The organism is Streptomyces sp. NPDC007157, from assembly GCF_040634235.1.
GTDB lineage: Bacteria > Actinomycetota > Actinomycetes > Streptomycetales > Streptomycetaceae > Streptomyces.
The window spans coordinates 1-14,377 of record NZ_JBEYFE010000031.1; the positions used below are offsets into that span (position 1 = coordinate 1).

The following is a 14,377-nucleotide window of genomic DNA, read 5'->3' on the forward strand; positions in this document are numbered from 1 at the left end:
GGCCGCCGCGGGCGGCGCGGGCGGGGCGCGGCGGGGGCCCCGCGGGCGGGGGCGGGGGCCGCGGGGCGGCGCGGGGGGGGCGCGCACCCCCCGCGCCCCCCCCCCCCCGACCAGGTGCCCAGGAGCGCCCGTTCCGGCTGCTCGGCCGAGGGCCCGTCCGCCGGGTCCTTGGAAAGCGGCAGCCGGACGAACGGCAGTCGGACGAGCGGCAGCCGGACCAGCGGCTCCAGCGAGGGCGGCCTGTTTCTGTACGCGTTCGGGTGGTTCACCGGCGTCCGGCGCCTGCCTCAGCGGGCTGTCAGCTTCCACAGGTGGTCGGCGGTGCCGTTGTCGTCCCACTGGAGGACCTGGGCGCCGGACGAGGTGCTCATGCCGGTCACCCCGAGCAGCAGCCCGCTGTTGTAGTTGGCGATCTTGTAGTAGCCGTCGCCGGACGGGATCAGCTGCCAGAGATGGTCGGCGGTGCCGTTGTCGCCCCAGATCAGTGCGGTGCCGCCGGCGCCGGTGCCCGCGTCGGTGATGCCGAGGAGCAGTCCGCTCGCCTGTTGCTGGATCTTGTAGAGGCCGTTGCCGGCGGCCACCAGGGTCCAGTTCTGGTCGGTGCCCGTGGTGGCGGTGGCCTGGACGACCGCGGTGCCCTGGGCGGTGCCCGCGCCGCTGGTGTCCAGGGCGAGGCCGCTGTTCCGGTTGGTGATCCGGTAGCGCCCGGCCAGCGAGGTGGCGGTGCCGCTCGGGGTGACGGTCAGGTGGTAGCCGTCGGAGGCGTTCATGGTCATCGGCACGGTGATCGAGCCGCCGCTGACCGGGTAGTCGGCGTCCGAGACCGTGATCGGTCCTGATACGGCGGTCGTACGGCCCTTGGACGGGGTGTACTCCAGCTTGACGTGCACGGTGCCGCCGAAGGCCGGCAACGACGACAGTCCGGTGACGGTGACGGCGCACGAACCGGTGCAGCCGCCGGTGACCACGCTGATCTGGTTGCCCGCGCCGTTGCGGGCGGCGAAGCCGTCGATGCCCGTCTGTGCCGGGGGTGTGGTGACGAGCATGTTCCCGGACATCTCGCCGTACCACTTGTACAGCCAGTACGCCCCGTTCGGAGAGCCGCCGGTGTCGGTGAGGGTGTCGCCGAGGGTGCCGTAGTGGTCCCAGAAGGCGAGTTCGGCGTCGTGCACACCGGCCCGCTCGAACTTGGCGACATAGCTCGCGAGCGGTCCGGGGACGCCGACCTCGCTCGTGGTGCCGTACTCCTCGATGGCGATCGGGCGGGGGCTGATGCCGAGGCCGGTCTCCAGGGCGCGGTAGGCGGCGACATGGGCGGCGATGTTCTGCGAGCCCTGAAGCTCGTGCCAGGCGATGATGTCGGGGACGGTGCCGCTCGCCTTGGCGTCGGTGAGGAACGTGCTCATCCAGCTCTGGTTCCACGCCGAGAAACTCGGGCCCTGGATCGGGGTGCCGGAATCCTTCGCGCGGACCTCCTTGTACGTCGTCGCCCACCCGGAGTCGAAGCTGCCGGCCGCCGAGGTGTCCCAGGTCCAGTCCGGTTCGTTCCACAGCTCGTAGGCGGCGATGTCGGTGGCCCCGGAGGACTTCACGGCCGCGACCTGCTTGTCCACGGCCGACAGCCAGTCGCTCCAACTCACCCACTTGTAGGGGAAGTTCGGATACCAGTCCGGCATGCGTACGACGACCTCGGCGCCGGCCTTCGCAGCCTCGGGGGCGACCACCAGGGCGTCACCGCCCGGGCTGGGCTCGCCGTTGGGCAGCTGGCTGCCGCCGGGCGCCATCTGCACGAAGGTGTTGGGCTTGAGCGGCTCGACCAGGCTGTCGGCCGGCACGCTCGCGGTGTCCAGGCCGTACAGGCTGCCCGAGGCCACGTGCGTGACCGGGCGCAGGGTCTGGTTCGCGCGCACCACCAGGGTGGTGGCTGAGGTCGGGGCGGCCTGGGCGGGAGCGGGGGTGCCGAGGGTGGCGGTCAGCACCACGGCACCGAGGGCGGCTCTGAGGGGGATGCGGCTCATGGCATGGATCTCCTCGAAGAGTAAGGGGGTTGGGGGGCTCAGTCCTTCACCGCGCCCGCGGTCACGCCCGCGGCCACATAGCGCTGCGCGAGGACCAGGAGGAGCGCCGCGGGGATCGACGCGACCACGGCGGTGGCCATGATCGCGTTCCACTCCTGGTTGTTGTTGCCGATGTACTTGTAGATGCCGAGCGTGATCGGCTTCCAACTACCTCCGCCGTCAAGGGTGTTGGCGAAGACGAAATCGGACCAGGCCCACAGGAAACCGAACAGCGAGACGGTGACGATCGCGTTGCGGCTCAGGGGCAGGACGACCGAGCGGAAGGTGCGCCAGGTCCCGGCGCCGTCGATCCGGGCGGCCGAGATCAGCTCGCCGGGGATGCCCGACATGAACGCGGTGAAGATCATGACGCCGAACGGGACGGCGATCGTGGAGTCCGCGACGATCAGACCCCACCAGGAGTTGAGCAGGCCGAGGTCCAGGAAGATGCCGTAGAAGCCCATCGCCATGACGATCCCGGGGACCATCTGCGCGATGAGGAGGGCCAGGCCCAGGGCGCCGGCGCCGCGCGGGCGCAGCTTCGCCAGTGCGTAGCCGGCCGGGGCGGCGAGGACGAGGGTGAGGGCGACCGTGCCGAGCCCGATGAGCAGGCTGGTGCCGAGGTAGGGTAACTGGTCGTCCAGGACGGCCCGGTAGCCCTCGAAGGTGGGGTGCAGCGGGAGCAGGTCCGGCGGGCTCTTGCGCATGTCCCGCTGCGGGGTGAGGGAGACGTTGACCATCCAGTACACCGGGAACAGCATCAGCGCGGTGAGGAGCACGCCGAGGACGGTGTAACGGCGGCTGCTCGTACGGGACTTCATGTCTCCTGCCTCCTCTGTACGCGGATGTACAGCAGGCCGAAGGCCAGGGCGATGAGGATCAGGATGTCGCCGACGGCCGCGCCGGGACCGAACCTGGGCAGCAGCGTGCCGAAGCCGAGCTGGTACGACCAGGTGGCCAGGGTGGAGGAGGCGTCGCCCGGACCGCCCTTGGTCATGATCCAGATCAGGTCGAACACCTTGAGCGTGTAGACCAGCCCGAGCAGCAGCGTGATCGCCGACACCGGGCGCAGCAGCGGGAAGGTGATCCGGCGGAACTGCTGCCAGGCGCCCGCCCCGTCCAGCGCCGCCGCCTCGTACAGCTCGCCGGGGATGTTCTGCAGGCCGCTGTGCAGGATCACCAGGTTGAAGGGGATGCCGATCCATATGTTGGCGACGATCACCGAGGTCAGCGCCCAGTCCGGCGAGGTCAGCCAGCCGACGGGGGCCACGCCGAAGAAGCGCAGGAAGTAGTTCACCACTCCCGACTCGCTGTTGAACATCCACGACCACGTCGACGCCGACACGATCAGCGGCAGCAGCCAGGGGACCAGGAACAGCGCCCGCAGCACGGTCGACAGCCTGAAGTGCCGGTTGAAGAAGACCGCGAGGGCGAGCCCGGTCGCGTACTGCAAGACGATCGACACGAGAGTGAAGACCATCGTGTGCCGCATCGCCGGCCCGAACGTCGGATCGTCCAGCACCTTGCGGAAGTTGTCCCAGCCGGAGAAGGGCGCGTCACCCGCCACGAAGGACCGGACGGTGTAGTCGCGCAGGCTCAGATCGAGGTTGCGGTAGAGCGGATAGGCGTAGAAGGCGCAGAGGTAGGCGAGCAGCGGTGTCACGAAGGCGAGCGCGGTCAGTCGCCGCCTGCGGCGCAGGGACCGGGCGCCGGCCTCGCTCGTCTGTGCCGCGGCGGCCGGTGCGGGCCGCGGACGGTCGACCCGGGCGACGGTCATGCCGGGCCTAGCCCTTCTGCGCGCTGGACTGGGCCGTGCCGAGCGCGTCCTGCGGGCTCTTGCTTCCCGAGAGGGCCGCCTGGACGGCCGTCCACAGGGGCTGCGAGATGGTCGGGTACCTGGTGCCCAGACCGCCGCTGGTACGGCCCCGGGCCGCCGCGACCGCCGCCACCCAGGGCTTCAACTCCGGGTTCTTCTTGACCTGTTCGGCCTGTACGGCGGAGGTGGGCGCCACATACATGAGCGTGGTGTCGGTGGCCAGCAGACTGGAGTCGCTGGTGAGACAGGTGACGATCTTCTTGGTGATGTCGTAGCGCGAGGTGTCCTGCTGCACGGGCACGGTCACGAACTCGCCGCCCGTAGGCACCGGCGCCGAACCTCCGCTCCGTCCGGGGATGTTGATGACCCCGTACGGGAAGCCGGCCTTGTCGGCGTTGCCGAGCTGCCAGGTGCCGTTCTCGCTGAACGCGTACTCCCCGGTCGCGAACTCCTGCCAGCTGGTGGTCTGGGTGTTCTGCAGCACGTCCTTGGGTGCGTACCCCGCTTCCACCCACTGCTTCCACAGCGCCAGCGCCGCGGCTCCCTTGGCCGAGTCGAGCCTGGTGAGGTCGCCGCCCGCGCCCCAGAACCAGGGCAGGAACTGGAAGCTGCCCTCCTCCGTGTTGATCGCCGAGAAGGTGATCCCCTTCTTCCCGACCGCCTTCACCTTCTTCAGCGCGGCCGTGAGCGACGCCCAGTCCCTGACCGAGGACGGGTCGACACCGGCGGCGGACAGGACCTTCTTGTTGTAGTAGAGCGCCAGGGTGTTGGCGCCGATCGGCACGCCGTAGGAGGCGTTGTCGATCGTGCCGGCCCCGATGATGTTCTTCTGGATCGACGAGGTGTCCAGACCCAGGTCGCCGGTCTTGTTGAGGATCCCCGCCTCCACCAGCGTGGAGACGACCGGGTTGTCGACCAGCATCACGTCCGGCGCGTTGCCCTGCTGGGCGGCCAGCAGCGCCTTGTTGCCCAGGTCGGTGGTGTCGTACGCGGTCCGCTTGAGCTTCACCCCGGCCGCGGTGCCGCACGCGGTGACCCGCTTGCCCCACTCCGAGGAGGCGTCGAACTGCGGATACGGGTCCCAGAAGGTGTACGTGCCGCCGGCCGGGGACGACGATCCCGAGGAGCCGGAACCGCCACCGCAGGCGGTGAGGGAGGCGAGGGTCGAGAGGGCGACGGCGGTGACCATGACGGTACGGCGAGTGGGTTTCACGGGGAGACCTCGTTGTCGTAGGACGGGGTGTCTCAGGAGGTGGGGAGCCAGACGCGCATGCTGTCGTCCTCGCGGTTGGCCCAGACGTGGTACGGGATCGCGGTCAACTCCACCGGCTCGCCGTCGGGTTCGGGACCGGTCTCGTCCGCGGTGGGGTACGGCCACCAGCCCCGGTCGGGGATGTGCCGTCGGTGTCCCGCGGCCACCACGGTGGTGACACCGCCGAGCAGGTCCGGGCGGTGCTTCACGGCCGGCGGACGGGACGGGTCGAGGACGATGTCGTCCAGGCCGCCGCCCGGATGGTCGGCCTGCTCCAGGCAGTACACGAGCGGCCCCCGCTCGATCGCCACACAGCCGCGTACGGCGTCCACGCGTGGGTCGGCCGCGGTGAGCCGGGGTTCCAGGCCCAGTTCGAGGTGCACCCGGTCGCCCGGCTGCCAGGTGCGCGTCAGCCGCAACCAGCCCTGGTCCACCGGGGCGTCGGACCGGTCGTACGTCTCAGTGCCGCACCGCACCCGGAAGTCCCGGCACCACTGCGGGATACGCAGGGACAGCGTCCAGGGAGCGTCGGCCGGGGACTCCTCGACGGTGAGCTCGATCGTGCCGTGCCAGGGGTAGTCCGTCTCCGCGCGGACCCGGACCCGGTCGGTCTCGTACGTGCCGGTCACGAACTGGTGGATCTGCAGGCCCTGTTCGTCGCTCGACGCCAGATAGTGCGTCAGCCCGGCCAGCAGCCGCATCACGTTGGGCGGGCAGCAGGCGCAGCGGAACCAGCGGGTGCGGCGGGCCGACTGGTCGCCGCCGGTGTCGGTGTGGCCGTCGCGGACCTGGAGCGGGTTGACGTACAGCCACCGCTCGCCGTCCAGCGACACCCCGGCCAGGAAGCCGTTGAACAGGGTGCGCTCGATCAGGTCGGAGTAGCGGGCCTCGCCGGTGAGGAGGGCCAGCCGCCAGCTCCACTGCACCGAGGCGATCGCGGCACAGGTCTCGCAGTAGGCCCGCTCGTTGGGGAGCTCGTAGGGGTCGCCGAAGTCCTCCTTGTCGTGGTGGGCGCCGAGGCCGCCGGTGAGATGCGTCTTGGTGGTCGTCATGGCCAGCCACAACCGTTCACCGGCCGCCCGCAGTTCGGCGTCCCCGGTCTCCGCCGCCAGGTCCGCGGCGGCCGCCAGCAGATACAACTGCCTCACGGCATGGCCCTCGACGTTCGTGGCCTCGCGCAGCGGGACCCGGTCCTGGCAGTAGGCCGCGCCACCGAGCAGACCATGGCCGTGCCGGTCCACGAAGTACCCGGCCAGGTCCAGATAGCGGCGCTCGCCGGTCTCCCGGTACAGCTCCACCAGGGCGGTCTCGACCTCCGGGTGACCGTCGATGCCGTCGATGGGCCGGCCGCTGCCGGGAGGGCCGAAGACCGAGTCGACATGGTCGGCGAACCTGGTCGCCACGTCGAGGAGTTCGGCGCGGCCGGTGGCCCGGTGGTGGGCCACGGCCGCCTGGATCAGATGACCGGCACAGTACAACTCATGGCCCCAGCGCAGGTCCTGATACCGCTCGCCGCCCTTGACCAGCTGGAACCAGGTGTTGAGATAGCCGTCGGGCTGCTGCGCGGCGGCCACCAGGGCGACGATCCGCTCCACGTCGGCGGCCAGCGCGCTGTCCTCCCCCTGGCCGAGTTGCCAGGACGCCGCCTCCAGCCACTTGTAGACGTCCGTGTCGACGAACGGGTAGGCGCCCCGGAACTCGCCCTCGGCCACGGCACCCGACGACGCGGCGGCCTCGGCCGAGGCGCCCGACGACGCGGCGGCCGCCAGCCGCAGGTTGTGCAGGTTGCCGGCGGACTCCAGCAGGTCCGGGCCCTGCGGGAGGGAGACCCGGGCGTTGGTGGTGCGGCGGTCGTGCCAGAAGCCGCCGTCGATGGCGACGGTCGCCGGGCGCAGCGCGGTGCGGGCGACGGGGGTGAGGCGGACGGGGCCGGCGGGTGCGGGACGGGCGGCGCGGGTGCGGGGCATGGCTCTCCGAGGGTGGGGAGGGAGTGAGTGCCTGGGCGATGCCGGATTCGAAATGTCGAACACCGTCCGGGACTTGGGGCGCGATGCGGTGCGGAACCACTGTGCGCAACCGTTTTCTCGCCGAGAAGTACAGGGCAGCCGAGGAGAGGGGTCAAGACGCCCGGCACAGATTTTTCAACTTGCCCGGTGGGTCTGGCTCTTCATGCCGGTGACTGCGACGATGTGGGGCGGCTCTGTCGCCGGGAGGCCGGCGGCAGCGTCGAGAAGCCGTCCAGGAAAAGGTTTGCCCGTGACCTCTGCGCCAGACTCTCCGCCCGTCGGCCGGGCCAGGCTCGCCGATGTCGCCGCGCTCGCCGGCGTCAGCGTCGGCACGGCCTCCAAGGCGCTGAACGGCGCCGGCCGGATGCGCCCGGAGACCCGGCAACGGGTGCTGGACGCGGTGCAGGCGCTGGGGTTCCGGCCCAACCAGCACGCACAGAGCCTGCACAGTGGCAGGAGCTGGACGGTCGGGCTGATGACGACGGACGGCATCGGCCGCTTCAGCACCCCCGTACTGCTCGGCGCCGAGGACGCGCTCGGCGCCGGGAAGATCTCCGTGCTGCTCTGCGACACCCGTGGCGACGCCATTCGCGAACAGCACCATCTGCGCAACCTCACCGACCGGAGGGTCGACGGCATCATCGTCACCGGCCGCCGTACCGACCCCCGCCCGCCCCTGTCCGGCATCGACCCGGCGATCCCGGTCGTCTACGCCCTCTCGCCGTCGACCGACCCCGCCGACACCTCCGTCGTCACCGACGACCGGGGCGGCGCCCGGCTCGCCGTGGAACACCTGCTGGCCGCCGGCCGTACCCGGATCGCCCATGTCACCGGGCCCGAGCATCACCAGGCCGCCCGCGACCGGGCCGCGCACGCCGTCCGGCACCTGGCCGGGGCCTCCCTCCGACTCGCCACCGGCCGGGTGCACTTCGGGGAGTGGAGCGAGGCCTGGGGGCGGCGGGCGGCCGACGCGGTGCTGCGGACGGCACCCGACACGGACGCCGTCTTCTGCGGCAACGACCAGATCGCCCGAGGGGTGGCGGACGCGCTGCGCGAGCGCGGCAGGGACGTGCCGGGGGACATCGCGGTCGTCGGCTACGACAACTGGGACACGATGGCCCTCGCCTGCCGCCCGCCGCTCACCACCGTCGACATGAACCTGGCCGAGATCGGGCGGATCGCCGCGCTGCGTCTGCTCCAGGCCATCGACGCCGAACCGGCGCCCGGAGTGCACACGGTGCCGTGCCGCCTGGTGGTGCGCGAGTCCAGCTGAGCGGCCTTCACCCGCGTCGCACGGAACCCGACTGTGCTTGCTTAAGTAAATCAAGTGACTTACATTCGGGAGGGTCGTGCAGACTCGAGTGGCCCTACGGAGGCTCGACCATGTCCCATGCACAGCCCCGGCCGATGGAGGCGGGGGAGTCCGCCGCGCCGCGGACCAATGTAGTCGTCGCGGTGCTGGCCTTCGGCGGGATCGTGGTCTCGCTGATGCAGACCCTCGTGATCCCCATCGTGCCCGAGCTGCCGAAGCTGCTCGACGCGTCGGCGTCCGACGCGGTCTGGGCCGTCACCGCCACCCTGCTCGCGGCCGCCGTCGCCACGCCCGTCATGGGGCGGCTCGGCGACATGTACGGCAAGCGGCTGATGCTGCTGACCAGCCTGGTCATGCTCGTCGTCGGCTCGGTCACCGCCGCGCTCAGCGACACCCTGGTGCCGATGATCGTCGGCCGCGCGCTGCAGGGTCTGGCCTCGGGCGTGATCCCGCTCGGCATCAGCATCATGCGCGACGAACTCCCCGCCGAACGGCTCGGCTCCGCCACCGCCCTGATGAGCGCCTCCCTCGGCGTCGGCGGGGCACTCGGCCTGCCCGCCGCCGCGCTGATCGCCGACCACTTCGACTGGCATGTGCTGTTCTGGACCTCGGCCGTGCTCGGCGTCGTCGCCGCCGTGCTGGTCATGGTGCTGGTGCCGGAGTCCAAGGTGCGCACCGGCGGCCGGTTCGACCTGCCCGGCGCCCTCGGGATGGCGGCCGGCCTGGTCTGTCTGCTGCTCGGCATCTCCAAGGGCGCCGACTGGGGCTGGGGCAGCGGCACCACGCTCGGCCTGTTCGGGGCCGCCGTGGTGATCCTGCTCGCCTGGGGCTGGTACGAACTGCGCACCCGGCAACCGCTGGTGGACCTGCGTACCACCGCACGCCGTCAGGTCCTGGTGACGAACCTCGCCTCGATCGCCTTCGGGTTCTCCATGTTCGCGATGTCCCTGGTGCTTCCGCAGCTCCTGCAGTTGCCTGAGGCGACCGGCTACGGTCTGGGCAAGTCGCTGCTCGACGCGGGCCTGGTGATGGCCCCGACCGGCCTGGTGATGATGGCGACGGCGCCGGTGTCGGCCCTCGTCTCCAAGAACTTCGGCCCGAAGATCACCCTGATGTGCGGCGCGGTGATCGTGGCCGCAGGGTACGGGCTCAACATCGTGCTGATGGACGCCGTCTGGCAGCTCGTCCTGGTCTCCTGCGTCGTCGGCGCCGGTATCGGCTTCGCCTACGGCGCGATGCCCGCGCTCATCATGGGTGCCGTCGACCCGCACGAGACGGCCGCCGCGAACAGCCTCAACACCCTGATGCGGTCCATCGGTACGTCGACCGCGAGCGCCGTCGCCGGAGTGATCCTGGCCCAGATGACGAACGTCTTCGGCGGTGTCACCGTGCCCTCCGAGAACGGCTTCAAGGTGGTCATGGCGGTCGGCTCCGGCGCGGCGGTCCTCGCGTTGCTGGTGGCCGCGTTCATCCCGCGCCGGAGGCCGGCTCCAGCCGCGGCGGCCGTGACCGAGGCGGCGCCCGAACCGGCGCCCGAGTCACCGGTGGCTGCGAAAGGAGCCCCGGTGACCGTCTCCCTCACCGACGACGGTGTCCAGGTGCACGGGTGGGTGCGGGGCGCCGACGGAACCGGCGTCGGCTGGGCGGCCGTCACCCTGATCTCCCTCGGCGGCCGCCAGCTCGGCCGTGCGGTCGCGGACGCCGAGGGCCGCTATGCCGTGGTCGCGCCCGGCGAGGGGACGTACGTCCTCATAGCCTCCGCCGACGGCTGCCGGCCGCAGGCCACCACCCTGGTCGTGAGCACCGAACCGGTCGCGTACGACGTGCTGCTCAGCGGCGCCAGCGGCCTGGCCGGACTGGTGCGGGCCGCGGACAGCGGGGCGCCGGTCGCCGGGGCCGTGGTGGTCGTCACCGATGTCCGCGGGGACGTGCTCGCGACCCAGCAGACGGACGGAGTCGGGGAGTTCGCGGTCGGCGACCTGGTGCCGGGCCCGGTGACCCTGGCCGTCAGCTCGCCCAAGCACCGGCCGCTGGCCCTGCCCGTCGAGATCGCCGGTACCGGCGTGACCCGTGTGGAGGTCGAGCTGCGGCCCGGTGCCCATGTGCGCGGCACGGTACGGGGCGCCCAAGGCCCGCTGGGCGACGCCCGGGTCACGCTGGTGGACGTCGCCGGCAACGTCGTCGCCACGACCACCACCGGGGACGACGGCGGGTACGCCTTCTCCGACCTGGACACCGGCCCGTACACGGTCATCGCGACCGGCTACCCGCCGCACGCCGCCGGAGTGCTGGTCTCCGGCGCCGACATCCACGACCACGACATCGAACTCGCCCATCCAGGGGCGTAGTTCACGCTCCACCCGAGACCGACGGGCGGCGCCGGCCGAGGCCGTCCGTCGGGGCGCGGGGTGCGCCGGCCGGTACACCGGCGAACCTGACGACCGGCCGTGCGCGCGAGGTCGGCACCGCGCCAGAGTGTGCACGGCGCGCGCCGGACCACGGATCTGCTGCGGAGGGCTGCCCCGGACGCCGCCTCGCACCTGCACCACCGGTACGACAGCGCCCTGATGTACTACCTCTGCATCGCCGGCTTCCTGCTCGATCTCGCCTGTGTGTACGCGGTGTTCGCGGTGCGCCGCGCCGAACGGGCGGCGACCGTCGAGGGCGAGCCGGCGCCGGTGACGGCCCTGCGCAGCTGACGGCACCCTCTGCCGTGGCCCGGTCCGGGTGTCAGACCGGCAGCAACCGTGCGATCAGGGCGCTCAGCTGGCGGGCCGTACGGCACTCGTGCATCTCGACCAGCTCGGCGTAGTCGGGTGCCGCCGAGTCACCGGTGCCCCACAGGGAGCGCGCCTCGGGGTTCAGCCAGTAGACGCGGCGCGCCTGCCCGGCGATCCGGCGGACGGCCGCGAGGTTCGGGTCGAGGTTGTTGGTGCGGGCGTCGCCGAGCACGAAGACCGTGCTGCGCGGACCGACCGCGGCGCCGTACCGCTCCGCGAACTCGCCCAGCGACACCCCGTAGTCGCTGCTGCCGTGCCAGCCGGTGAGCGTCGCCTCGGCGCGGATCCGGGCGCCGAGCCCCTCCGGGTCGGCCCGGCCGTGTTCGAGCAGGCCGGTCACCTCGTCGATCCGGTTGACGAAGGCGAACACCCGGACCTTGCTGAACTGGTCGTGCAACGCCTGCACCAGCAGCATCGTGAAGTCCGAGAACCCCGACACCGAGCCCGACACATCGCACAGCAGCACCAGTTCGGGCCGGACCGGCCGGCGCCGGCGCAGCACCGGCCGCATCGGCACCCCGCCCGTGGACAGCGAACCGCGCAGCGTGCGGCGCAGGTCGATGGTGCCCCGCGCGGCGCGGCGACGGCGGGCGGCCAGCCGGGTCGCCAGCTTGCGGGCCAGCGGCTGAACAGCCCTGCGCAGTTCGGTGAGTTGATCCCGCCCGGCGAACAGGAAGTCCACCCGGTCGGCGCTCGGCGCCACCGCCCGGCGGGCGATCTCGTCCCGTCCGCGCCGCTCGGCCACCCGGCGCCGGGCCTCCGCCGCGACCATGCCCCGGAACGCCTCGATCCGCCGCCGGATCTCGTCGTCCAGCAGCCGGTCCGTGAACCCCGGGTCCGTGCCCCGCGCCCGGACGTCCGCCCGCACCCGCGCCAGCAGCGTCTGCGGCCGCAGCCGGTCCAGTGTCTGGTACGACGACCAGCCGTCCGAGCCCGGCGAACTCCCGTACCCGCCGAGGCCGTCCACCGCTTGCGCCGCCAACTGCCGCAGCAACGCGGTGTCGTCGTCGGCCAGCGCGGCCGCGAGTCGCTCCCGCAACTCGTCCCGGTCGGCCGGCTCGGCGCCGGGGCCGCCCACGCCGCGCGGGAAGTAGAGGTCGAAGACCTGGTCGAACACGGCCCGTTGGCCCGTACCGTGCAGCAGGGTCGCGGCCAGCCCCTCGCGCAGCAGCTCCCGGTCCGCCAGGCCCAGCGCCGCCACCGCCCGGCCCGCGTCCACGGTCTCCCCGGTGCCGACCCGCACCCCGTGTGTCCGCAGCGCCCCCACCAGACCGGTGAGCCGGTCGGCGAGGTCGGCCGCAGCGTGTGGCGCTGCGCTCACAGCGCGTCCAGGTCCAGCTTGGCGGCCGCCTTCTGGATGTCGTCCTGGTGCTTGAGGATCACGCCCAGGGAATCCCGTACGACCTGCTCGTCCAGGGTGTCGGCGCCCAGTGCCAGCAGGGTGCGCGCCCAGTCGATCGTCTCGGCCACCGACGGCACCTTGCGCAGGTCCATCGCCCGCAGTGCACCGACCACCCGGACCACGGACTCGGTGAGCGCCTCGGTGAGCTCCGGCACCTTCAGCCGTACGATCCGGCGCTCCAGTTCCTCGTCCGGGAACCCGATGTGCAGGAACAGGCAGCGGCGGCGCAGCGCCTCGGACAGCTCACGGCTCGCGTTGGAGGTGAGCACCACGAAGGGGCGGCGGGTCGCGGTGACCGTGCCCAGCTCGGGGACGGTCACCTGGAAGTCGCTGAGCACCTCCAGGAGCAGGCCCTCCACCTCGACGTCGGCCTTGTCGGTCTCGTCGATCAGCAGCACCTTGGGGTCGTCGCCCCGGATCGCGGTGAGCAGCGGGCGGGGGAGCAGGAACTCCTCGCTGAAGATGTCGGTGCGGGCCTCGTCCCAGGTCTCGTCCCGGCCGGCGCTGATGCGCAGCAGTTGCTTGGCGTGGTTCCACTCGTACAGCGCCCGGGACTCGTCGACGCCCTCGTAGCACTGCAGCCGTACCAGCCGGGCGCCGGCGACCTCGGCGACGGCCTTCGCCAGCTCGGTCTTGCCGACCCCGGCGGGCCCCTCGACGAGGAGGGGTTTGCCGAGCCGGTCGGCCAGGAAGACGGTGGTGGCGACGGCGGGGGAGGCGAGATAGCCGGTCTCCGCGAGGCGGGCGGAGACGTCGTCGACGGAAGTGAACAACGGGGCCTCCGGCTGAGCGGCGTGGAGCTGACCTCCCTATCTAAGCGCTTGTTCAGCGAGCTGGCCACCCTGTATACCGATCGGTTTCCGAATGTGCCGCCGAGAGGTAACCTCGGGCACATGGCCACCACCGACAAGGCGTCACCCCGCGACCGGCTGCTCGAAGCCGCCGCCGACCTCTTCTACCGCGAGGGCGTCTCCGTGGGCGTCGAGGCGCTGTGCAGGTCGGCCGGGGTGTCGAAGCGCTCGATGTATCAGCTCTTCGACAGCAAGGAGGAAATGCTGGCCGCCAGCCTGGAGCGCCGCAGGGCCTGGTACGAGACCCAGCTCACGCACGCCGAGGACGCGTCGGCCACGCCCCGCGAGCGGATCCGGTACGTCTTCGAGCGGCTGGAGAAGAGCTCCGGGAACCCCGAGTACCGCGGCTGCCCTTACCTCGCCGTCCTGGTCGAGCTGAAGGACCCCGGGCACCCGGCGAGCGTGGTGGCCCGCGACGCCAAGGACCGGATGGAGAGCTACTTCCGGGAACAGGCCGGACAGGGCGGTGCGGCTGACCCGGCCGGCCTCGCCCGGCAGCTGATGCTGGTCTTCGACGGCGCCAGTGCCCGGGCCGGCGCTCACATCGAACACCTGGACGACGGCCTGGCCACGGGAACCGCGACGGCGCTGATGGACGCGGGGGGAATGGCATAGCGCCACCTGCTGGGGACGCAACAGCGGACCCGGCCGCCGCCGGGTAGGGCCTGGTGCACTCGGCCGGGGCTCCCGGTAGGGCCTGGTGCACTCGGCCCGGGCTCCCGGTAGGGCCTGGTGCACTCGGCCCGGGCGCCTGGCAAGGCCTGGTGCATTCGGCCCGGGCCCCGGTGGGGCCTGGTGCACTCGGCCCGGGCGCCTGGCAAGGCCTGGTGCATTCGGCCCGGGCGGTCCCGGTCCGCTCCGTCGCCGACGACCCGGACGGGTGAGCACAACGCGCCGGGCG

The 14,377-nt window shown here is 71.9% G+C and carries 11 protein-coding genes; 4 read left to right on the forward strand and 7 right to left on the reverse strand.

Translation table 11 applies throughout. The features are described from left to right. Positions 1 to 287: 287 nt before the first annotated feature. From ABZ642_RS38740 to ABZ642_RS38760, 5 genes are read right to left on the reverse strand one after another with little or no spacing between them, the layout of a single operon-like run. Positions 288 to 2,018, reverse strand: a complete 1,731-nt coding sequence (locus ABZ642_RS38740) for an RICIN domain-containing protein (protein ID WP_360493738.1) — start codon at positions 2,016 to 2,018, stop codon at positions 288 to 290. A gap of 38 nt (positions 2,019 to 2,056) precedes the next feature. Further along, positions 2,057 to 2,878 carry a carbohydrate ABC transporter permease gene (locus tag ABZ642_RS38745; RefSeq protein WP_360493741.1) on the reverse strand — a complete coding sequence of 274 codons (822 nt, stop codon included), beginning with the start codon at positions 2,876 to 2,878 and terminating at the stop codon, positions 2,057 to 2,059. Next, on the reverse strand, positions 2,875 to 3,834 hold the full coding sequence (locus tag ABZ642_RS38750) for a sugar ABC transporter permease (protein WP_360493744.1): 960 nt from the start codon (positions 3,832 to 3,834) through the stop codon (positions 2,875 to 2,877). Before ABZ642_RS38750 ends, ABZ642_RS38745 begins: the two co-directional genes overlap by 4 nt. Positions 3,835 to 3,841: 7 nt before the next feature. Beyond that, positions 3,842 to 5,086, reverse strand: coding sequence for an extracellular solute-binding protein (locus ABZ642_RS38755; protein ID WP_360493747.1), 1,245 nt, complete (start codon positions 5,084 to 5,086; stop codon positions 3,842 to 3,844). Positions 5,087 to 5,118: 32 nt separating this feature from the next. Beyond that, a complete protein-coding gene (locus ABZ642_RS38760; protein WP_360493750.1) occupies positions 5,119 to 7,092 on the reverse strand; it encodes a beta-L-arabinofuranosidase domain-containing protein in 1,974 nt (657 codons plus the stop codon). Positions 7,093 to 7,381: 289 nt separating this feature from the next. Between ABZ642_RS38760 and ABZ642_RS38765 the strand changes: the two genes are divergently transcribed. From ABZ642_RS38765 to ABZ642_RS38775, 3 genes are all read left to right on the forward strand, one after another. Further along, entirely contained in the window at positions 7,382 to 8,404 is a 1,023-nt protein-coding gene (locus tag ABZ642_RS38765; protein ID WP_360493753.1) for a LacI family DNA-binding transcriptional regulator, read from the forward strand. Positions 8,405 to 8,514: 110 nt separating this feature from the next. Next, positions 8,515 to 10,791, forward strand: coding sequence for an MFS transporter (locus tag ABZ642_RS38770; protein WP_360493755.1), 2,277 nt, complete (start codon positions 8,515 to 8,517; stop codon positions 10,789 to 10,791). Between the two features lie 99 nt (positions 10,792 to 10,890). Further along, positions 10,891 to 11,142, forward strand: coding sequence for a hypothetical protein (locus tag ABZ642_RS38775; RefSeq protein WP_360493758.1), 252 nt, complete (start codon positions 10,891 to 10,893; stop codon positions 11,140 to 11,142). Positions 11,143 to 11,173: 31 nt separating this feature from the next. Here the strand turns inward: ABZ642_RS38775 and ABZ642_RS38780 are convergent, their stop codons facing one another. Continuing rightward, positions 11,174 to 12,544: a VWA domain-containing protein gene (locus ABZ642_RS38780; RefSeq protein WP_360493761.1), complete on the reverse strand. Its 1,371-nt coding sequence runs from the start codon at positions 12,542 to 12,544 to the stop codon at positions 11,174 to 11,176. After that, positions 12,541 to 13,398, reverse strand: a complete 858-nt coding sequence (locus ABZ642_RS38785; RefSeq protein WP_351703975.1) for a MoxR family ATPase — start codon at positions 13,396 to 13,398, stop codon at positions 12,541 to 12,543. Before ABZ642_RS38785 ends, ABZ642_RS38780 begins: the two co-directional genes overlap by 4 nt. A 120-nt stretch (positions 13,399 to 13,518) precedes the next feature. Here ABZ642_RS38785 and ABZ642_RS38790 point away from each other — a divergent pair, with 120 nt between their 5' ends. Then, a complete protein-coding gene (locus ABZ642_RS38790; RefSeq protein WP_360493763.1) occupies positions 13,519 to 14,091 on the forward strand; it encodes a TetR/AcrR family transcriptional regulator in 573 nt (190 codons plus the stop codon). The last annotated feature ends 286 nt before the right edge of the window (positions 14,092 to 14,377 follow it).